Source organism: Pedobacter sp. B4-66, assembly GCF_018492665.1.
Lineage (GTDB): Bacteria > Bacteroidota > Bacteroidia > Sphingobacteriales > Sphingobacteriaceae > Pedobacter.
This window is the reverse complement of record NZ_JAFVME010000006.1, coordinates 27,946-49,170: the sequence shown is the minus strand read 5'-3', so window position 1 is coordinate 49,170 and position 21,225 is coordinate 27,946. Positions and strand designations below refer to the sequence as shown.

The window sequence follows — 21,225 nt, the reverse complement described above, 5'->3', positions numbered from 1 at the left end:
CTTTGTAGAAAAAAGAGGCAGGTTTTGCGCCTGCCCCTTTTTACAGAATTACATAAACATAAATGAGAATAAGGAAAAATGCGGTGATTACCGCGGTTGGGGGTTATGTTCCGGACACTATTTTAAGTAACCATGACCTTGAAAAGATGGTAGATACCAATAGCGAGTGGATTGTTGCCAGAACCGGGATAAAGGAGAGAAGAATAGTAAATGATCCAAATATTGCTACATCCGACATGGCTACTTATGCCTTGAAAAGATTGATGGAAGATGGAAATGTAGATCCAGATGAAATTGATTGTGTTATTGTTTCCACCTCTACTCCAGATTACGTAATGGTATCCACAGGGAGTATGGTTTGTGAAAAAGCGGGTCTAAAGAATGCATGGGGTATTGATACCAATGCTGCTTGTAGCGGTTTTTTATATGCACTAACTCTCGGTTCAAGTATGATTGAAAGCGGTCGCTGTAAAAAAGTTGTTGTTATTGGCGCTGATAAAAATAGTTCTATAATTAATTATACTGATCGCAATACCTGTATCCTTTTTGGAGACGGTGCCGGAGCGGTTTTATTGGAACAAACTGAAGAGCCTGTTGGTTTGATGGATAGCTATTTTAGGACAGATGGTACTGGTAAAGAGAATTTAATTGTTACTGCCGGAGGATCTAAACATCCAGCTTCGCAACAAACCCTTGATGATAAATTACATTACGTTCGTCAGGATGGCCGTGTGGTATTTAAGGCGGCAATTCAAGGTATGACAGATACTTGTAATAAGGTTTTGAAGTCTAACGATCTTGAAAGTTCACAAATTAATTTCTTAATCCCACATCAGGCTAATTTAAGAATCATCCAATCTGTTGGTGATTATCTTGGGTTATCTGAAGATCAGGTTAAGGTTAATATCGATAGATACGGTAACACAACCGCTGCAACTATTCCCTTGTGTTTATGGGACTTTAAAGATGATTTTAAATATGGCGACAAATTAATGTTAACCGCATTTGGTGCCGGTTTTTCATGGGGAGCTACTTATTTGAAATGGGGTAACCTAAGAAACAAACAATCGAATTAATGACATTAGAAGATAAAATTACGGCTTCGGAAACTAGAATTTTCAAAGCCGTATTTCCAAATACAACCAATCATTACGATACGTTATTTGGTGGTACTGCTATGCACATGATGGATGAGGTAGCTTTTATTACTGCTACCCGTTTTAGCAGACAAATCATGGTAACGGTTAGTAGTGATAGGATAGACTTTAAAAAACCAATTCCGGCAGGTACAATTGTGGAACTTGTTGGTAGGGTAAGTCATATCGGTAATACTAGCCTTAAGGTTAATGTCGAGATTTTTATTGAGCAGATGTATTCTGATCATAGGGAAAAGGCAGTAACGGGAGAGTTTTCGTTTGTAGCAATAGACGAAAATAAAAAACCGACATCTATATTAAAGTAGATAAATGAATCGTCGTTTACGATGCTTACATTTGTCGCGAAATGCTATTAAAACCCATAACCATATTACTTTTGTTTAGTTTGCTTAGTGCAAATTGCTCGAATCTATTTGTGTTTATGGGTTTTGAAGTAAATCAGAAATATATTGCCACAGAACTCTGCGAAAACAGAGATAAACCGGAAATGCATTGTAATGGTAAGTGCTATTTAATGAAAAAGTTAAAGCAGGCACAGGACAAAGAACAAAAGCAGGAACGGCAGTCGCAGAAAACACAGATACAGGACGCTTTGATAGTGAAGCCTCTGGTTTTTAAGCAGTATTCATTTGCGGAAGTTAAATTCCATATACCTTTTTCTACAGGGATACCGCAGAATATTAAAAATTCTATATTTCATCCGCCACAGCTAAATTAACCGTTCTCTTCAAAGTCTGGAATAAATGCGCTGAAGAAGCGCAATGATTCCTAGGCCTTTTCTGAGAAGGTGAATTTACGGGACAATTGGGTGCAGACTGATTGGGCGCCAGTTTTGAGCGTAGGTTTAGGTTAGGAGTCCTTGATACCTTGTTGATAGGTGTTTTGGTGAGTTGTAGATTTTAATATTTAAAAAATGAAAAGAATACTAGTTATCGCTTTTATAGCATTAATAGCTGCTGCGTGTACACAGCAAAATAAGGACACAACGGATTATAAAGCTGTTCGTGATGAAGTAATGAAGTTTCATGATGTAGTAATGGGTGATCACAGTGTGCTTGTGGGCAATCAAATGAAATTGGATACTTTACTAAAGAACCTTAGTGGGTTAAAAACTAAGTTCCCTGATCTTGATACGGTAAAAGAAAAAGAAGCTATTCTGGCTATGGTTAAGGATTTAAGTAAGGCAGAGGACGAAATGAATGACTGGATGCACAAGTTTGAGCCTGATGTAACTGGTAAATCAAACGAAGTAGCTGTACAGTATTTTAAGGATGAGCGGAAGAAGATTGAGGTTATTGATAGCTTGTATAAGCAGGAAATTAAGTTGTCTGATGAGTACTTAAATAAATTCAAGAAGTAATGAGGAATTTACTTTTGATAGCCTTGGGATTTGGGTTGTTTGCCTTAGGTTGTAAGAATGAAACTAAGCGATTGCCTTTTTTACAAATGGAAATCTCCGATAAGGTAGTTGACGGGAAAACAGTTGCGGATACTACATATAAAACTATTCCTCCGTTTAAGCTATTAAATCAGGATAGTGCTGTAGTAACTGAGAAGAATTTTGATGGGATAATTTATGTGGCAGATTTCTTTTTTACTTCTTGTCCTACAATTTGTCCTGTTATGCACCGCAATTTGCTTAAGATTTACAAAAAATATGAAGGAAATCCTGAAGTAAAACTTGCTTCTCATACCATTGATGTAAAATATGATACGCCTTCAAGAATGAAAGCATATGCTGATAAACTTGGAATTAAAGGGACGCAATGGGAGTATTTATGGGGATCGAGAGATGAAATTTATGGTCTTGCTGAACGTAATTATTTAGCTGCAGCTCAGGAAGACAAGCAAGCTCCGGGTGGTTTTGTTCATGGGGGCTTTCTAACACTTGTTGATAAGGAGAAGCGCATTAGAGGTGTTTATGATGGTACTAATGATGTTGATGTAGAGAAGCTTATGGGAGATATGGATATCCTTTTAAGTGAATACAAACGATAGGGGTATTTCATTTGGTAAAGGCCTGCAGTAATAGGTGGGCCTTTACTATTTTGAGAAATAAAGTTGCTTGTAGGTAAAGATTATTAGAGAATTCTTTATCTTTATATTAAAACCAGACTCTCATGCTAAATGTTGAACTTGAAAATGAATTAATTGAGTTTAAAGCCCGGCTTGAATTTAAGCAGGAAGAACTTTTAAGAATGGTTCATGAGATCAATATACTTCATGTGAGTAAAGTTGTAACTGTATTGACAACCGCGGATCTACTTCGGGAATCATTGGAAGAGTTAGAGCAGATTCTTGAGAAGTATAAGTAGCTTGAGGTTATAGAGAAATGTGCATCGCTTAGAAAGCCTGTGCTTTAATTTTAAAGCACAGGCTAACGTATTAAGAATTGCTATGCTTATTATCTTTCGAGTTTGGTTACAGTGTATTCGCGCTCCATTACTATTGTTCCCTCTGGACTGCTTACTTTAAATTCATCTGCAGGTGCAATAGCTATTGTTTTTCCTGTTGCATCTATTAGGGTAGCTGATTTTATAGTTAAAATTGTACCTGCTTTAAATGTGAAGATTTTTTGGTCTATAGTAGTAGCTTTTCCTGTTGTTGACGAAAGGATTAATTCGGCTTCTTTATAGTAAGGCAGATTAATATTACCTTCTTTTACTCCATACACTATTTTTAATCTGGTCGCTTTGCTTAGATCAACGCCGTTGGTGTCAGCAGATTTTGTACTTAAGACATCACTTTTATAAGCAAATTTTACATTGGTTATAGCATTTTCAGGTTGAGGAGTAGCATCTTTATCTTTTTTACAAGCTGTAAATAATACCGGAAGAGCTAAAGCAACTATGGCTAACATTTTTTTTGCATTCATTTTCATAACTTTCTAATTAATGTTTTATTGATTACTGTTTATATTTTTTTTGTTGATACAAAGGTACAGTGGCCCTGCTGGCAAGGCTGCCAGAAAAAGGTTTAATGCTAACGGATTAAGACAGAAAGGTTAATTGGTCGTTTTAATAAAAACTTCTTGGGGAAGTGTGCCAAATGCCTTTTTATAGGCTTCAGAGAAATATCCGGGTTTGCTATAGCCAACTTCTAAGGCTACCTCACGTATGGAATCAAAGTTGCCGCTTTGGAGTAAATTCTGTGCAAGCAACAGTTTTTCTTCTAAAAAGAAATTCTTAGGACTTCTTTTTACAATCTTGGTAAAAAGCTTTTTATATTTAGATTCAGACATTCCTGCCATTTCAGCAAGGAAGGTTACACCCGGAAAATCTAATGGTAAATTATCCAGTAGATACTGACTGGTATTTAATATTGCCGTGGTATCTGATGATGATAGCTTTTGAATGATGGGTTCAAAGTTTCTTGCTCGTCGTATCAGGTGCGTTAAAATTTTGAGGGCAGTTCCTTTAGCATGCAACTCAAAAGAAGGATCGTTAAAGGATCTTTCTTTTAACTCTTTTAACAAGAGGCGGGTGCTGCTGTCTATATGACTATAAAAGAATAATGTGTTTTTTGTCTCGTCAAATAGTGCTTCTATTATATTCTGAGGTTTACTATTTCCCATCAAGGAGATTAAAAGTTCTTTACTCATAAAAAGCCTAAGACTGTAATACCTTTCATTAAGGGTAGGGATGAGTGTGCTTTCGGTTTGACTATCCATAAAACCCATTCCAAGTTTTGAGCGGTAACCAATTTTATGATCAGTGCCTTCAACAATATGACTACTAATTTCATCGCTAAGGTCGTAATATGCCAGATAGAAATGATCTGTAGTAGCTAGTCGAGTAAACGTAATGGGGGTATGGAAGGTTACATCAGCTAAAAGCAAGGAAAGTCCAGGCATTATTTCTAGAAAATAAGATCCGCCCTGGCCTATGTTTTTAGGTAGTTCCAGTAATTTCTCTTCAATAAGTTCGGCACCCAAATCATTTGCCATTGGTTGCTGCCAATGAGGGGCTAACGCGTAATAATGCTTGATATGAAGAACAGGAGCTGACATAATTAGAAATAGCTAAGGTGATCTTTTGGTGCTATACCGTATGCATTTTTAAAAAGCTCAGCGAAATGTGATGGGGTTGCAAAATTAAACTGTGCTGAAACTTCTCCTATGGTTACTTCACCGTTTTCGAGTATTTGTTTTGCAGAGGATAGTTTATTAATCAGGAAGAAAGCATTCGGACTGAGTCCGGTTATTTTCTTAAACAACGTTTTATATCTGGTTTCGGACATGCATGCCGTATTTGCAAGTGAAGATATGCCGGGAAATGGTTCTGTAATAAGGTTGAGTAAGGTAGATTGTGAGCTGATGATTGCAGTTAGGTCTTCTTTTACAACTTTTTCAATCAGGATTTCCTGGTTGGCAATCTGATCCATGTAGTTTGCCATTAATGCATATACGGTGCCTTTCAGAAATACATCATATAAAGGATCATCCATATCTATCTTGCGCAATTCTTCAATTAGCCACCAAGCTTCATTGGTCATTCTTTCATACCTTATGAAGGTGTTTTTTTTGCTATCGAAAACTTCATCAAGTATTTCTTTAAACTGAGGTAGCTTTCCAAGATAAGCTTTAAATGCTGTTTTGGCTATGAAAATGGAGATCATGTAGGTTTTGCTACCCTCTTGAATGATGTAGTCGGCATCAAGACTGCTGTCCATAATGGCAAGATTGTAGTTCCATCGGCCTACTGGTCTTGAAACCTCATCAAGTACATGAAATGCTTCTCCTTCGGTAAGATTAAAGTAAACACCTATAAAATCATCTTTGGTATTTCGTTGATGAAAGGTTACAGGTTGGTTGTAGGTTACGTCTATTATTAAGACAGTGGTGAAAGGGCTAATGGGTAATACATAACGAGTTCCACTATGGATTTCCTGAGGTATGCGGAGGTAATTGCCATCCACATAGCCATCTAGTTGTTCTGCCAGGTTGTTTTTCCAGAACAATTCTATACCATATTCATGTGTAACTTCCTTCATCCAATATTGATAAATATACCTTAATTATAACTTTATAAGAAATAGTTATTAATTTACGTGTAGAGATACTTGAAGACTAAAGCACTACGCAAGTTTTTTAATGTAACGTAACAAATACATAATGTTATTTTAAGGCTGATCTTTGTATATTTCTACTGTTTTAACATCGATCACAAATTGAAGTGCTTTTTATCAAATAGATAGAATGCTTTGTATAGATTGCAATAAACCAAACCAAATATAATGACAGTAAAAAAATCAAACACAAATGATGCATCCAGAAGGAACTTTATTAAAAGCGCTTCTATAGTTGCAGGAAGTTTCATGATTGTGCCACGCCATGTGCTTGGCAAGGGCTTTATTGCTCCAAGTGATAAACTTAATATTGCCGGCATTGGCGTTGGTGGTAAGGGTGAAAGCGACCTCAGCGAATTTGCAAAAAATCCTAAAGTTAATATTGTTGGTCTATGCGATGTAGATGATCGACAGGCGGCTACCTCGCGTAAACGTTTCCCTAAGGCAAAATATTATAAAGATTTTAGAGAGATGCTGGATAAAGAAAAGAACAATATTGATGCATGTTCAATTTCTACACCCGATCATATCCATGCAATTGCTACAATATCTGCTATGCAATTGGGTAAACATGTATATACTCAAAAACCGTTAACTCATGATATTCATGAGGCTCGCTTATTAGCTACTGCTGCTAAAAGGTTTAAGGTGATTACTCAGATGGGAAATCAGGGTGGTTCGAGTGATGGGGTTCGTCAGGCAATGGAAATACATAATGCCGGATTATTAGGTGATGTTCACACGGTGCAGGTTTGGACAAATAGACCTATATGGCCACAGGGCTTACCAACGCCTTCGGGTAAATTTGAAACTCCTAAGGACGTGGATTGGGATTTATGGTTAGGTCCTGCAAAATACAGAGATTATAACCCCGCTTATATGCCTTGGAACTGGCGCGGATTTAATGCTTTTGGAACGGGTGCACTAGGAGATATGGCCTGCCATATGATGGATCCGGTATTCCGCCTTTTACCAATTGACTTCCCTACAGAAGTAGAATGTAGTATTCCAACCAGCTGGAGTCCTGATGGTAAAGAGGCTAAATACCCTGAAGGGTTCCCTGCAGCTTCAATCATTCATTTAAAATACCCTCGTAAGGATAACAAAGGAACTATAGATGTATCATGGTATGATGGAGGTTTACTTCCAAAATTACCGGATGAGTTGTTGCCGGGAGAGGCTTTTGGAGCTAGCGATGGTGGTGCACTTTTCATCGGTACAAAAAGTAAAATGATTGTGGATTGCTATGGTGCAAATCCTCGTCTGTTGCCTTCGAAATTGATGAAAACGACCACTATGCCTAAGCAAACAATTGCACGTGTACCTGAAGGACATTATCAGCAATGGGTAAATGCTTGTTTAGAAGGGTATGGTAAAAGCAAAACCAGCTCTAACTTTGAATATGCAGGTCCATTTACTGAAAGCATTCTGATTGGTAATCTTGCAATCAGAAGCTGGAATATAGAAGGTAATGCAGGAAGGAAAAGACTCCTTTGGGATGCTAAAGCAATGAAAATAACCAATTTTGACGAGGCAAATCAGTTTGTGAAATTGCCACGCAGAGAAGGTTGGGAATTACCTAATATTTAATAAATACATTGGGTGTCTAAAAAAGGTTTATTTCAGGATGACGATAGTACTTTTTTTGGACACCTTATTTTAAAAATAAATCTATATTAAATCTAAAATTATAAGACAATGAAAAAATTCCTTGTACTCTGTTCTATTCCTCTTTTTTTGTTGTCGTGCTCTAGCGTAAAGCAGCAAAAATCTGACGGTTGGGTGAGTTTGTTTGATGGTAAAACTTTTAACGGATGGAAGAAGAATCAAAATCCTGAAACCTTTAGTATAGAGAATGGGACCATAAAAGTTGCAGGCCCTGTTTCACATTTATTTTATGATGGTGTGGTAAGTGATCATAAATTTAAGAATTTTGAATTTAAAGCTAAGGTAATGACCAAACCAGGAGCGAACTCTGGGATTTACTTCCATACCGCATTTCAACAGGAGGGCTTTCCAGGCAAAGGTTATGAAGTTCAGGTAAATAATTCTCACAGCGATTGGCGTAGAACGGGAAGCTTATATGCAGTTCAGGATGTTAAGGAAACTTACGTGAAAGACAATGAATGGTATGAAGAGTATATTATGGTGAAAGATAAAAACGTTACCATTAAAATAAATGGTAAAACAGTGGTTGAATATACTGAGCCTGAAAATGTAGGTAAGGAGAATGTTGGTGGCAGGGCTATATCTGATGGTACCTTTGCTTTACAAGGTCACGATCCAGGTAGTGTAATCTATTATAAAGATATTATGGTTAGGCCATTGCCTAATTAATGAAGTAAAAAAATATGAGTAATTTGAAGATAGGCTGGGCCGGGCTTGGTAATATGGGGACTGCTATGGCAGCAAACTTGATCAAAGCTGGCTATGACGTAAGGGTTTTTAATAGAAGTAAGGATAAAGAAAAGGATCTGATTGAGGCAGGTGCACAATCAGTAAAAGATCTTACAGAGTTGGTTCACAGCTGTGATATCGTATTTACCATGTTATCTGATGATAATGCGGTGAAAGAAGTTTACAATGAAACCAATGGTTTGCTTTCTGGAGAGAACCCTGGAAAGTTGCTGATAGACATGAGTACCGTGGCTCCGGAAACGTCAAAATATTTATCTGCCCTTTGTGAAAAGCACAAGATGAATTTTATTGAGGCACCTGTTTCTGGAAGTGTAAAACCGGCTCAGGATGGAACATTGATTATACTGGTTGGTGGAACTACGGAAAGCTATGAAAAGGCCAAGTCTCTTTTTGATGTGCTTGGAAAGCTTTCCTTGTATTTAGGAGGTGCAGGCGCAGGCAGTTCTGCAAAGCTAGCTATCAATTACCTATTGGGCATTAATATACAGGCTTTGGCTGAAACTGTTCTTTTTGCTGAGCAGAATGGTATTAGTAAAGAAAACATGTTAGCCATTATTAATGAGGGTGCCTGTGGAAACGGAATCATCAGACTTAAAACCCCTTCTGTTATTAACGACAGTTACCCTGTAGCTTTTGCTTTAAAGTACATTGTTAAAGATCTGAAACTTGCAAAAGAAGCAGGTCTTTCTTCTCCGCTGTCCGCACCACTTTTGAATACTTTTAGTGCGGCGATGAATGAGAGTGGCCTGGGCGATCAGGACCTTATGGCTGTTATTAAACATTTGGAGAAAGTTTAATTGGTAACACTTTGTAGAAATTCTACAGATCGTTTAAGTGCTAATTTGCCAGCATTGTTATCTAAATTGAATTGATATTCGTGTGGTAATTTAGGATTGTAATTAGGTTTAAAGAATAGCGTGTCGACTTTTACATTTAAGCTTTCAAGTTTACTCGCAAGAGCCTGAGATTGTGGAAGTAAAGGATCGTCATTCCCCGCTGAAATAAAGCTGGGAGGAAAGCCCGAAGTAACATAATCTATAACTGAGGCAAGTTTGAATTTTTCAGAAGCAAGAAAATCCTTTTGGCCACTGTAAGACCATAATACCGTTTTGATAAACATTCCGAAACTTCCATTTTGATTAATGCTTTGTGCGTCGTATGGTCCACAATATAATAATAGCCCTGAAAGTTGGTCTTTACCGATTGAAGGGGTTATTTCCATTGAATGAGCATAATTGGAATCTGTAATTACATTTGCCAATTGCGAAACAATATGGGCGCCACCAGAGTCGCCTGCAAGTATGAAGTGGTTGGGGTCTATATGCAGTTTCTCCGCATTGTTTAATAAATAGGTAAGTGATGCATTGGTTTGTATAACAGGTGTTGGGTACTTCTTTTCTGGAGCAATAGAATAGTCAATAGAAACAGCAACATATCCTTTTGAAGCTAATATTTTACAGTAATTACGGATATGTCCTTTATTGCCGGAAATCCATCCGCCACCGTGAACCCATACAACTACGGGTAATTTCTTCGAAGAATTTTGAGTAGCTGATGGATAGTACACATCTAGTTTTGCATCCTTATCAGTTACATCATATTGCTGGTCAATTAATGAATTTATGCCTGGAGGTACATGTTTACTTAATGCTTCATTTACCACAACAGCTTCTTTCTCAAAAGTATATCGTATTAAGAGTGCAGATGGCCAAGGGGTGAATTTAAAAGCCAGAAAGACTAAGACTGCTATTGCCACTAGGCCAAAGCAAATTCTTATTAATATTTTCTTCATGTTTAAAGCGTTGTTGGTTATAAAGATAAATTTTTTTAGGTACAGAATCTATTCATTTAATGGGGTAGCACCCTTAATATTATTATCTTTAGCGCATTGCTATTACCATACTGAATGACTGAAAAAGAAGGATACAACCCGGAAAATTTTGACTTCTCGACTCTGAAGCCGATTCTAAATGCTTCGCAGAGTGTTAAATTGTCTGTATCTGAATCAAAAGGAAATACTAAGATGATACTGATCTTTAGTCAGCATCGTTTTTACAGGCATTTAGTAATAGAACTTGCTGAAGCTGAAGTTACAGTAAGTGGTAAACCTAAAAATCCATTAACCTTTATCGACCCTACTGACATGATCTGGAAAACAGAAAGTCAGGAGGAACTGAAGTTTTATACAGGTATTTCTAAGTTTAGAAACAACTATGATGCAGGTAAATCAGAATCTGATTTGGAAGGGCTCAAAGCATTGGCTAAAAACCCACTAGGGTTAGATATCTATCTTCATGATGATAAGGTTTCTACTAATATAACGGCAACCTCTATAGTGCCAGGACAGCTAAAGGTATTAAAGGTTGATTTGACTTTGACTGTTGATGAAAAGGGAGACTTTTTTGAGATATCTGCAAGATTGATGCTAGAAAATAAGCCTTTTGCCTTGGATATGCTGAAAGTGAGGTATCATTATTTTATTCAGCTGGGCAATATACTTTATCTGATCAATAACCCTTATTTTTTGAGTGTATTGGCCTTTTTTAAACAGCATAATGATATTATAGTTGTACATAAACTGGAATTTGAATTGTTTCAGGAAAACATACTTTCCAAGCTAGAGGATAAAATTAAGATCAATTACTCTTATTTAAAACCTGCCACTAAAAAGCAGATAGAAGAAAAGGGATTTGATCTTGATAATGAACAGATCATTTATTTATCTGAATCAGAGGATTTTGTACTGGTTACTCCGGTGATTAGATATGGTAGTCTGGAAATCCCAATTCTTTCCAGAAAGCAAATCAAGGCAAAGGATAAAAGAGGAAATATATTTACATTAAATAGGGATGAGGATATAGAATTTCAATTCATATCCAATATTTCAAGAGAACATCCATTCTTTGAGGAACAAGTGCAAGAGTTACCTGAAAAGGCGCATGCGGATTGTTTTTACCTACATAAAAGGAGATTTATTGAGAACAATTGGTTTTTGGATGCTTTTGAAGCCTGGCGAAATAAAGGGATTACCATTCTTGGTTTTAACGAGCTAAAAAACAATAATTTGAATCCATATAAGGCCAATATTTCCATTAATGTGATTAGTGGAATAGACTGGTTTGAAACCTCTGTAAAAGTTAAATTTGATAAACAAGCGGTTTCTCTAAAACACCTGCATCGCTCAATTCGTAACAAAAGTAAATTTGTTCAGTTGGATGATGGAACACTTGGCATATTGCCTGATGAATGGATTGAGAAATTCACAGGTTATTTTAGTGCAGGAGAGGTTGTGGAAGAAACGATAAGGACTTCAAAAATCAATTACGCTTCGGTTGATGAGCTTTATGAGTTGGAGCAACTAGATGAAGTAGTTAAAGATGAAATGAAGCTTTATCGTTCTAAGTTATCTAATTTTGAGTCTATTAAAGAAGTATCTGTTCCTGCCGGACTTAACGCCACACTGCGTGGATACCAAAGAGAGGGTTTAAATTGGTTAAACTTTTTGGATGGTTTTAACTTTGGCGCTTGTCTGGCAGATGATATGGGTTTAGGTAAAACAATCCAGGTGTTGGCATTTATTCTTTCACAAAGAGAAAAAGGACATCATAATACCAATTTGATTGTAGTGCCCGCTTCACTTATTTTCAACTGGCAACAGGAGGTAGAAAAGTTTGCCCCATCCATAAAGATCAGGACGGTGTATGGCTCGGATAGGGCTAAAGTAGTCCATGATTTTGATAATTATGAAGTTATTTTAACTTCGTACGGAACATTATTAGCCGATATAAGATTCCTTAAAGAATATAGGTTTAATTATATTTTTCTGGATGAATCGCAAACAATTAAAAACCCGGAATCACAGCGTTATAAGGCTGTTCGTTTGTTGAGATCTCGAAATAAAGTTGTTCTTACCGGTACTCCAATAGAGAATAATACATTTGACTTATATGGGCAATTGTCCTTTGCCTGCCCTGGTTTATTAGGAACGAAACAGCAGTTTAAAAGGCTCTATTCGGTACCTATAGATCAGTTTAAGGATACCAGAAGTGCTCTTGATTTAAAGAAAAAGATCAATCCATTTATTTTAAGAAGAACAAAAGAGCAAGTGGCTAAAGAGTTGCCTGATAAAACAGAAATGGTTATCTACTGTGAAATGGGGTTAGAGCAACGCGATATTTACGAGGCTAACAAGGAGGAAATTCGTGACTACTTGTTAGGTAGATCTGATGATGAACTGGCCAAGAGCAGTATGCATGTTTTACAGGGGATTACGAAATTAAGACAGATCTGTAACTCGCCCGCTATTTTAAAAGAAGGCAAGCATGGAAATACGTCATCGAAACTAGAAGTATTGATTGAACAGATCGAAAATAAATCTCCTAATCATAAGATCCTTGTGTTCTCTCAGTTTGTTACCATGCTTGATCTAGTAAAGCAAGAGCTTATTGATAGGAATATTGGGTTTGAATATTTAACTGGTCAGACCAGGAATAGACAGTCCGTAGTAGGATCTTTTCAGGATAACCCAAATATCAGAGTCTTTCTAATCAGTTTAAAAGCTGGAGGGACGGGGTTGAATTTAACTCAGGCCGATTACGTTTATATTATAGATCCCTGGTGGAATCCGGCTGTTGAAAATCAGGCAATAGATAGGAGTTACAGGATAGGACAACAAAAAAATGTTGTTGCAGTAAGGTTGATTTGTCCTGATACCATTGAAGAAAAGATTATGAAGATGCAGGACACTAAAAAGGATTTGGCTACAGAGCTGATCAAAACTGAAGAGTCGATATTTAAGACGCTAACGAAAAAGGATTTGTTAGGATTATTGGGTTAAAAGATATATGTTAAAAAATAAGTACATCAGAAGCGGGATATTGATTGCAGCAGGAAGCTTGCTGTCGGTATCATTTTATGCGTTTATAGCAGCAAAAAGAGATATTGTCCCATTTAATTTGGAACGCATATCCAGAGTAACAGGTAAAAGCATTTCGGGAGAAACTTTGCCGAATCCAAATAGAACTAATGAGCTTTATAATGTTGGAGGGACAGATTTAGGGATAGCCTGGAAAATGAGGAATGGAAAAGTAGGCTTCTTTTTTGGAGATACTTATGGTACCGACTTTAAAGTAGTAAATGAAGGTGGGCCAGGTAATGCTGGTGATTGGCGTTCAAACGTACTGGGCTTATCTACGGATAAAAATTTAAAGGACGGATTGACCTTTGATGGGATGGTATCACATCAAATTGTTCCAAGTCCACATATTATTGATGGAACTGGTAGCCATACCACTATTCCAACTGCCGCAATACATGCAGCTGGTGCAGATTATGTTCATTATATGGATGTAAGGAAATGGGGTGGTATTGGGAGTTGGACGACAAATTATTCGGGTTTGTACAAATCAACAGATAATGGGCAGAATTGGGTTAAATGTACTGAGGTGGGTTTTGGCGCCCTAAGTAACTTTGCGCAAGTTACCTATGCTAAAAAGGATGGTTTTGTGTACATGATCGGCACTGTTCCCGGACGCTGGGGCTCTGCTCATCTAGCACGTTTCAAAGAAGCCGATATTTTAAAACAGCAAGAATATGAATATTGGAATAATACTAGAGGTTGGGTTAAAAATGAAGAAAATAGTGCTGATGTAATAATAGATGCACCCTTAGGTGAGCTCTCTCTGGCTTTTAATAAAAAATTTAAGCGTTGGGTAATTACCTATTTAAATGAAAAGAAAGCGGAGATTGTATTAAGAGATACAGAGAACATTAATGGGCCATGGAGTACTGAGAAAACATTGGCAAAAGCAACTGAGTATCCAGGTTTATATGGTGCATTTATGCATCCTGCAAGTGAGAATAGCGATGAATTGTATTTTCTGATGTCGATGTGGAAACCTTATAATGTATTTTTGATGAAGGCAAGATTAAAGTTTGCAGATTAAATTTAAACCCCCATATTTATACAATAAATACCGTACCTACTAACTACTGAAAAATGCAATACCGGGAATTATTAGATCTGCTTAGAGCGCATGTTGCAAGCTTGTTTCAGTCTCACGAAGACGAAAGGTTCACTTATCATAATTTACACCATACCGAACAGGTTGTAGAAAACGTAGTTAGGATTGCTAATCATTACCAGTTATCGGATCAGGATTTTTTTATTGTTGTTGCGTCAAGTTGGTTTCATGATATGGGGTACTTGTTTGATTGCAGTCAGCATGAAATGAAAGGAACGAGTTTAGCCAACGATTTTTTATCGGATAAAGGTGTTACTCCCGATATAATAGAGCAAGTAAAAGGTTGTATTATGGCCACTAAAATGCCTCAATCGCCTGTAGGGTTATTACAGGAGATTGTTTGTGACGCTGATCTTTTTCATCTGGGAAGCGATAGTTTTAAGGAGCGGAATCGACTAATGCGTAAAGAAGCTGAAGCATTTATAAAACATAAAATTGATAAGGCAGACTGGAGAATCAAAACAATAGCATTATTTAAAGCACATCATTATCATACAGAGTTTTGTCAGCAATTGCTTAATTCAAAAAAGGCACAGAATCTGGCAGAACTGGAACATAAACTCATTACAGAACAAAACGTGGATACAACCGGAATTTCTAAAATTGACCTTTCAAAAGAGAATGAGCCAAAAGAGAGTAAGAAGAATAAGGGTGATAAGCCGAGTCGTGGTATTGAAACTATGTTTAGGATAACCTCCACCAACCACCAGCGTTTAAGTGATATGGCTGATAATAAGGCTCATATTATGATATCTACAAATTCTATTATCCTTTCTGTTATTTTGAGTGTGCTTTTGCGTAAGCTCGAAGACAACCCTCATTTGATTATCCCAACCTTACTACTGCTTATTATTTGCGTGGTTACTATGGTGTTTTCTATTCTTGCAACAAGACCTTCAATCCCGACTGGGATATTTACGCCTGATGATATTAAGGAGAAACGAGTTAATCTGCTGTTCTTTGGGAATTTCTATCGCATGAGCTTGCCGGATTACGAAAGTGGCATGATTAAAATGATGGACGATCGTGATTTCTTATATGGCAGTTTGATAAAAGACGTATACGCTCAAGGCGTAGTTTTAGGCCGAAAATACAGGTTGCTAAGAATTGCATACAGTGTTTTTATGTTTGGTATTATAGCCGCTGTATTGGCCTTTATTGTTGCGTCTGCACTGGTAACAATGTAATCACCTTATGGCTGAAACGGTTTTTTTTAACAGGGATCTAAGCTGGCTTGGGTTTAATGAAAGAGTGCTTCTGGAAGCATCAAAAGATACCGTCCCGATTCTGGAAAGAATTAAGTTCCTCTCTATATATTCTTCTAATCTGGATGAGTTTTATAGAGTGAGGATGCCGGTATTAATGGCTGTTGATGAGCATATACAAGATATTGACGTACCAGGTAACTATGCCCTTGCTAAAGCAGAAATTAATAGACAACAAGAGCAATTTGGAGCAATCATTGCGAGCCAAATACTACCTCAGCTGGCTAAACAGGACATTCATTGGGTCTATAACAAACCTATTCCTCCGCAAATAACAGATCAGGTTGTAAACCTGTTCTTTAACGAAGTGCTAGCCTATATTTATTCTGTTTGTATCGATAAAGACCTAACTGATTTTTTTGCGGAAAACAATAAACTATATCAGTTGGTAATACTGAAGGATAAAGTTGGCGCTGAGAGGCTTGAATTAATCAACATTCCTTCAGAGAGTTTACAGCGTCTGTACTCATTGGGTCATGATGGAAATAAGTATGTTGTATTTCTGGAAGACATTATAAAGCACAATCTATCATATCTATTTCCAAATGATAGTATAACGGGGGTATTCAATCTTAAAGTAACCCGCGATGCGGAATTGAAAATTGACAATGGATCTGAAGAGGATATTACAACTGTTTTGGAACGTCAACTGGAGACACGTGATTTTGGTTTTGCAACGCGTTTCCTAATTGAACCTGGTATTCCTTTAAGGAATTTATATCGCCTGATCTATTCACTGAAACTGGGTAAGGCTTCCGTTGTTGAAGGCGGACGATACCATAATCTAAAGGACCTAAATAGTTTTCCATTAACTGGCAAAGAGTTTAGTTACCCCAAATGGCCATCATTATCATCCATTCCGATTTCTGAAAAGAATACGTTGTTTAATCTTATTTTAAAGCAAGACTTACTTATAAATGTTCCCTACCAAAGCTATGACCCAATACTTAGGTTTTTTAATGAGGCTGCAAACGATGTATATGTAGAAGAGATATATACTACACTTTATCGGGTTGCAAACAATTCAAGGATTGTAAGTGCACTAATGACTGCAGCAAGAAATGGCAAGAAAGTAACAGCTTTGGTTGAGTTAAAAGCAAGATTTGATGAGGCTAATAACATTAAGTGGGCTAAGCAAATGAAAGCTGCAGGAGTAAAGATTGTGTACAGTAGTATTGATTTAAAGGTACATGCTAAAGTTGCTCTTGCAAAGCGGGTTATTAGTGGGCAGGAAGAGTTTATTGGCTTGATGGCAACTGGAAATTTAAATGAATCAACGGCAAGATTTTATACAGATCAAATTCTGCTTACCTCCCATCAGCCGATACTTAAAGAACTAGAAGCTTTATTTGGTTTTTTGAGTAAAAGTAAGAAAGCACCTTCATTAGAGGATCAGATTGATTTTATACATTTACTAGTAGCCCAGTTTAATTTGCAGCATAGATTTCTTTGCCTTATACAAAGAGAAATTGACAATGCCAAAGAGGGGATAGCCAGTGGAATTACTATAAAGTTAAATAACCTCGAAGAGAAGATCCTAATAGCTAAACTTTATGAAGCATCTCAAGCAGGAGTTAAAATACAGCTTATTGTAAGAGGAATCTGTTGTTTAATACCCGGACAACCCGGATTAAGCGAAAACATTACCGTTACCCGGATTGTCGACCGTTATCTTGAGCACGGAAGAATATTCATTTTTGAGAATAGTGGGAACAAGGAAATCTTCATGGGCTCTGCAGATTGGATGAACCGTAATATTTATAGTCGAATTGAAGTCTGTTTCCCATTGTATGATGCGAAATTGAAGGAAATTATAATGAAAATAGTTAACTTACAGTTACAAGAGAATGCTCAGGAATCTATTTACAAATTTTTGAAAGATACCAGTACAATATAAAATCAAATTGCTTATGAAGCGAATCTACTCTAAATGTTTCTGTATTGTTATTTTGTTCGCTCTTTTTGGAGCTTATGCCTGTAAAAATCCACTGGGAAAATACACCAGTCCTAAAGGTTACGATCTAACCAAACCCGATAAATTCAATATGCCTTCAAGTTTGCTTGAAATATCAGGTATTACCTTTCATGATAGTAATAGCGATACTATTTACAGCATTCAGGATGAAGAAGGTAAGGTGTTTAGACAAAAATGGGACGTAAAAGATCAAGAGAATACCAAGTTTGGTCCCAGAGGAGATTATGAGGATCTTAGTATATTTCATGATAGGGTATTTATTCTTAAAAGTAGCGGTGCCCTTTATTCCTTTCCTTTTTCGGAAACAGTTAAGGAAAAAGCTGATCTTGTAAAGGAGACGAAGCATTTGGTGCCCAAGGCGGAATATGAAAGCTTGTATGCAGATGCTGCTACCAGCAGACTATATATCTTGTGTAAAAACTGTCCGATTGATAAAAAGACGAAAAAAGTATCTGGATACGTACTCGATTACAAACCAGCTCTGGATAGTTTAATCCCTTTGGATAGCTTTAAGATTGATTTAAAACAACTTAAAGCAGTTTATCCTAAATTCAAGAATGACCTGAGGGCTTCGGCAATGGCTAAAAACCCTAAAACTAATGAGTGGTATATAATCTCATCGGTAAGCAAACTGCTGGTCATAACCGATGATAAGTGGAATGTAAAAGAGGCACACCATTTAAGTTCATCTATCTTTAATCAGCCTGAAGGGATTGCATTTGATAAGGACCTGAATCTATATATATCTAACGAAGGAGACGAGCTAACGGATGGCAATATTATCAAGTTTAAGTATACACCAACCAATGAGTAGTAAAATGGCGGTTAAATAATTACCCTCGTTTTACTTATTTAGTAAATACAGGTGCTACCTTTGAACAGGTTTTTTATTTTTATTAAAGAATTTATTTCAGGGTTTTAATGTTGTTATTAAGGCGCTGTAACAAATATATCAATGCAATCAGTAACGCTAAATCTAAATCAAACAGTAAAGGAACCAGGAAGACATCCGATAGGTGCAGATATTAAATTGTCCTTAAACCCGTTTATTGAATATGTTCAAAGAAGAGCGATTGAGGAAAAAACTGCCAAGATTAATTTCTACAAATATATTCTGGAACAATTTAATCATTATCCGGAGCTCAGAAATCCAATAGCTCCTGAGGATGCCAAGAAGTACTCTGCGCTTTTTGAATTAATTTACACCTCGTTGTCGCCTATTATTAATGATGAAGGTCAACAATTTTGGGCGCTAGGTACACCTATTTCTCCGTGTTTTCATTATGGTACAGATGCATTTTATAGTGTATTTATGGAGCCATCCATGTGCAGTTTAAAATCAGATCTGAGTTTACCTTCCAAAAAGGAGATGGACAAAAGTCTGCTATCAACCTTTTATAATCTTATTCTGGAGAAGTTTTACAACTTCTCTATAAGCAACAACAAGTTTACGGTAAAGTCTATTATAGATCCTAAAACTCATTTACTCAAGTATTACCGCTTAAATGTGGATACTCGGTTTTTGGATATCAAGGCAAAAACTAAACTACCAGAATATAATTTAAAGGACGTTAAAGACTATATTAAGGATGAACGGAACTCATTAAAGATATTGACCAAGATAATACCACCCGATATTTTTAGTATTGAGGGTATATCTATTGTGACTTTAACGGATGTTACCGCTGAATATGCTTTGGAAACCGTTAAAAATCTGGTTATAGAGCATAATGAATCTCAAAATGGACAACACAGCAGAGATATTGCAACGGCTTTAAAAACGCTTGTTGGATCTGATGAGATAAATTTCGGTATGGTTCCATACCTTAAACTCAATAAGAAACTGCTGATTAATGAACAATCAGGTTTTCAGAGTAAAGTAGTACAGTTGGCAAGGGAAAAGGATGATGTTGAGTATTTGCATCTAATTCAAGATTATCTTGATAATCCGCGTACGCTTATTTTTCCAGATATAACCGACGAAGAGCATGAAGTTTATCCTATGCTTTCTTTGTTAGATGAGGTAGGGATCAAATCGTATGCTTTGTTCCCGTTATATTATAATGGAAAACTTGTAGGGGCACTGGAGCTATATACAAAGGACTCAAGTAAATTTAATGGAAACACACTTACTAAAATAGAAGCTTCTTTTCCTCTGTTAGCGCAGTTATTCCATAACATCATTATAGATTTTAATAATGAGATTCAGGATGTAATTACGGATAAGTTTACCGCACTACAGCCTTCAGTTCAATGGCGCTTCCATGAGGCAGCATTTAATTATGTACAATCAGGTGCCAGAGATAGAAATTTACCAATTGAGCCTATTTTCTTTAGAAATGTATTTCCTTTTTATGGGGCTGTAGATATTAGAAACTCAAGTATACAGCGTAATTCGGCAATAAGGAAAGATCTGTATGTTCATTTTGAAATCCTTGAAGAAACGCTTACAGCCATCAGAAATACAGTTTCAGCTTGTAAGAAAAGTGAAATACCTTATGAGGCAGCAATTTGGAAATACAAAGATCTGGATGAGCTTTCTGATCGTGAAATCTTAAAGACAGAAGATTATTTACAGCGACAAATACCAGCTTCCCTAAATCATTTACGGGATAACTATCCTGAAATAAAAAGCATAATAGATAAATATTTTACGCTCACAGGTATAAACGGGAAGGTTTTTGAAAACAGAGAACGTTACGAGAAAAGTATGCAAATGATAAATGTGGCAGTAACACGTCATCTTGATGAGTTTAATGCAGAAATTCAGAATGTTTATCCAAGCTATTTCGAAAAGTTCAGAACAGATGGTGTAGAGTTCGATATTTATGTAGGACAATCTATAGCACCTAAAATCCCAATGCCTGAAGATTTACTGAATACATTCAGATTAAAACAGTTGAGTGTACTGGCGGAGATTGCTCAAACGACAAGTAATTTAGGACCATATTTCTCATTACCACTGGAAACGACACAGCTTATTTTTGTTTATGATAAGCCTATTGATGTGAGCTTTAGAATAGATGAACAAAGATTTGATGTAGAGGGTAGTTATAATATTCGCTATCAGATGGTTAAAAAACGAATTGACAAGGCTCATATTAAAGATACCTCCGAAAGGTTAACACAACCAGGTAAGATTGCTATAGTGTATTTTAACAGCTCCGAGTCAAGAGAATACCTGGGATATATTAAAAAACTTCAAAATCGTGGTTTATTGAATAACGATGTTGAGCATTTAGAAATAGAAGAATTACAAGGTGTAGAGGGATTAAAGGCCCTGAGGGTAGGAGTAACCTTAAAAAGAATCATCAACTAAT

Annotated in this window: 19 protein-coding genes; 15 read left to right on the top strand and 4 right to left on the bottom strand. The window is 36.6% G+C overall.

Annotated elements, in window-relative coordinates; genetic code table 11:
- Positions 1–62: 62 nt before the first annotated feature.
- From J1905_RS11985 to J1905_RS11960, 6 genes are all read left to right on the top strand, one after another.
- Positions 63–1,076 carry a beta-ketoacyl-ACP synthase III gene (locus J1905_RS11985; RefSeq protein ID WP_214227485.1) on the top strand — a complete coding sequence of 338 codons (1,014 nt, stop codon included), beginning with the start codon at positions 63–65 and terminating at the stop codon, positions 1,074–1,076.
- Positions 1,076–1,462 carry an acyl-CoA thioesterase gene (locus J1905_RS11980; RefSeq protein ID WP_173094267.1) on the top strand — a complete coding sequence of 129 codons (387 nt, stop codon included), beginning with the start codon at positions 1,076–1,078 and terminating at the stop codon, positions 1,460–1,462. Before J1905_RS11985 ends, J1905_RS11980 begins: the two co-directional genes overlap by 1 nt.
- A gap of 41 nt (positions 1,463–1,503) precedes the next feature.
- Positions 1,504–1,875 carry a hypothetical protein gene (locus J1905_RS11975; protein ID WP_214227484.1) on the top strand — a complete coding sequence of 124 codons (372 nt, stop codon included), beginning with the start codon at positions 1,504–1,506 and terminating at the stop codon, positions 1,873–1,875.
- Between the two features lie 195 nt (positions 1,876–2,070).
- Positions 2,071–2,517 carry a hypothetical protein gene (locus J1905_RS11970; RefSeq protein WP_214227483.1) on the top strand — a complete coding sequence of 149 codons (447 nt, stop codon included), beginning with the start codon at positions 2,071–2,073 and terminating at the stop codon, positions 2,515–2,517.
- Positions 2,517–3,155 (top strand): SCO family protein, encoded by a 639-nt coding sequence (locus J1905_RS11965; protein ID WP_214227482.1) that lies wholly within the window; start codon positions 2,517–2,519, stop codon positions 3,153–3,155. The genes J1905_RS11970 and J1905_RS11965 overlap by 1 nt, the downstream gene beginning before the upstream one ends.
- Before the next feature lie 122 nt (positions 3,156–3,277).
- Complete coding sequence (locus J1905_RS11960) at positions 3,278–3,472, top strand: hypothetical protein (protein WP_214227481.1); 195 nt, start codon at positions 3,278–3,280, stop codon at positions 3,470–3,472.
- An 89-nt stretch (positions 3,473–3,561) separates the two neighbouring features.
- Here J1905_RS11960 and J1905_RS11955 read toward each other — a convergent pair whose 3' ends face one another.
- The 3 genes from J1905_RS11955 to J1905_RS11945 form a co-directional block, all read right to left on the bottom strand.
- Complete coding sequence (locus J1905_RS11955; protein ID WP_214227480.1) at positions 3,562–4,038, bottom strand: hypothetical protein; 477 nt, start codon at positions 4,036–4,038, stop codon at positions 3,562–3,564.
- A gap of 123 nt (positions 4,039–4,161) precedes the next feature.
- On the bottom strand, positions 4,162–5,166 hold the full coding sequence (locus J1905_RS11950; protein WP_214227479.1) for a helix-turn-helix transcriptional regulator: 1,005 nt from the start codon (positions 5,164–5,166) through the stop codon (positions 4,162–4,164).
- A 2-nt stretch (positions 5,167–5,168) separates the two neighbouring features.
- Positions 5,169–6,149 (bottom strand): helix-turn-helix transcriptional regulator, encoded by a 981-nt coding sequence (locus tag J1905_RS11945; RefSeq protein ID WP_214227478.1) that lies wholly within the window; start codon positions 6,147–6,149, stop codon positions 5,169–5,171.
- A 243-nt stretch (positions 6,150–6,392) separates the two neighbouring features.
- Here J1905_RS11945 and J1905_RS11940 point away from each other — a divergent pair, with 243 nt between their 5' ends.
- The 3 genes from J1905_RS11940 (at position 6,393) to J1905_RS11930 (ending at position 9,439) form a co-directional block, all read left to right on the top strand.
- Positions 6,393–7,814, top strand: a complete 1,422-nt coding sequence (locus tag J1905_RS11940) for a Gfo/Idh/MocA family protein (RefSeq protein ID WP_214227477.1) — start codon at positions 6,393–6,395, stop codon at positions 7,812–7,814.
- A 108-nt stretch (positions 7,815–7,922) separates the two neighbouring features.
- A complete protein-coding gene (locus J1905_RS11935; protein ID WP_214227476.1) occupies positions 7,923–8,561 on the top strand; it encodes a 3-keto-disaccharide hydrolase in 639 nt (212 codons plus the stop codon).
- Positions 8,562–8,575: 14 nt separating this feature from the next.
- Positions 8,576–9,439, top strand: a complete 864-nt coding sequence (locus J1905_RS11930; protein WP_214227475.1) for an NAD(P)-dependent oxidoreductase — start codon at positions 8,576–8,578, stop codon at positions 9,437–9,439.
- Here J1905_RS11930 and J1905_RS11925 read toward each other — a convergent pair.
- Positions 9,436–10,434, bottom strand: coding sequence for an alpha/beta hydrolase (locus J1905_RS11925; RefSeq protein ID WP_214227474.1), 999 nt, complete (start codon positions 10,432–10,434; stop codon positions 9,436–9,438). The two genes, J1905_RS11930 and J1905_RS11925, sit on opposite strands and share 4 nt — an antisense overlap.
- A gap of 114 nt (positions 10,435–10,548) precedes the next feature.
- Here J1905_RS11925 and J1905_RS11920 point away from each other — a divergent pair, with 114 nt between their 5' ends.
- The 6 genes from J1905_RS11920 (at position 10,549) to J1905_RS11895 (ending at position 21,224) form a co-directional block, all read left to right on the top strand.
- Positions 10,549–13,479 (top strand): DEAD/DEAH box helicase, encoded by a 2,931-nt coding sequence (locus J1905_RS11920; protein WP_214227473.1) that lies wholly within the window; start codon positions 10,549–10,551, stop codon positions 13,477–13,479.
- A gap of 7 nt (positions 13,480–13,486) precedes the next feature.
- Entirely contained in the window at positions 13,487–14,587 is a 1,101-nt protein-coding gene (locus J1905_RS11915; RefSeq protein WP_214227472.1) for a glycoside hydrolase family 183 protein, read from the top strand.
- A gap of 53 nt (positions 14,588–14,640) precedes the next feature.
- Positions 14,641–15,852, top strand: coding sequence for a Pycsar system effector family protein (locus J1905_RS11910; RefSeq protein ID WP_214227471.1), 1,212 nt, complete (start codon positions 14,641–14,643; stop codon positions 15,850–15,852).
- 7 nt (positions 15,853–15,859) lie between these two features.
- The gene (ppk1, locus tag J1905_RS11905) at positions 15,860–17,827 is read left to right on the top strand and encodes a polyphosphate kinase 1 (RefSeq protein ID WP_214227470.1); all 1,968 of its coding nucleotides are present in this window, start codon (positions 15,860–15,862) and stop codon (positions 17,825–17,827) included.
- Positions 17,828–17,840: 13 nt separating this feature from the next.
- The gene (locus tag J1905_RS11900) at positions 17,841–18,719 is read left to right on the top strand and encodes an SdiA-regulated domain-containing protein (RefSeq protein WP_214227469.1); all 879 of its coding nucleotides are present in this window, start codon (positions 17,841–17,843) and stop codon (positions 18,717–18,719) included.
- Positions 18,720–18,860: 141 nt separating this feature from the next.
- On the top strand, positions 18,861–21,224 hold the full coding sequence (locus tag J1905_RS11895) for a GAF domain-containing protein (protein ID WP_214227468.1): 2,364 nt from the start codon (positions 18,861–18,863) through the stop codon (positions 21,222–21,224).
- Position 21,225 lies beyond the last annotated feature (1 nt).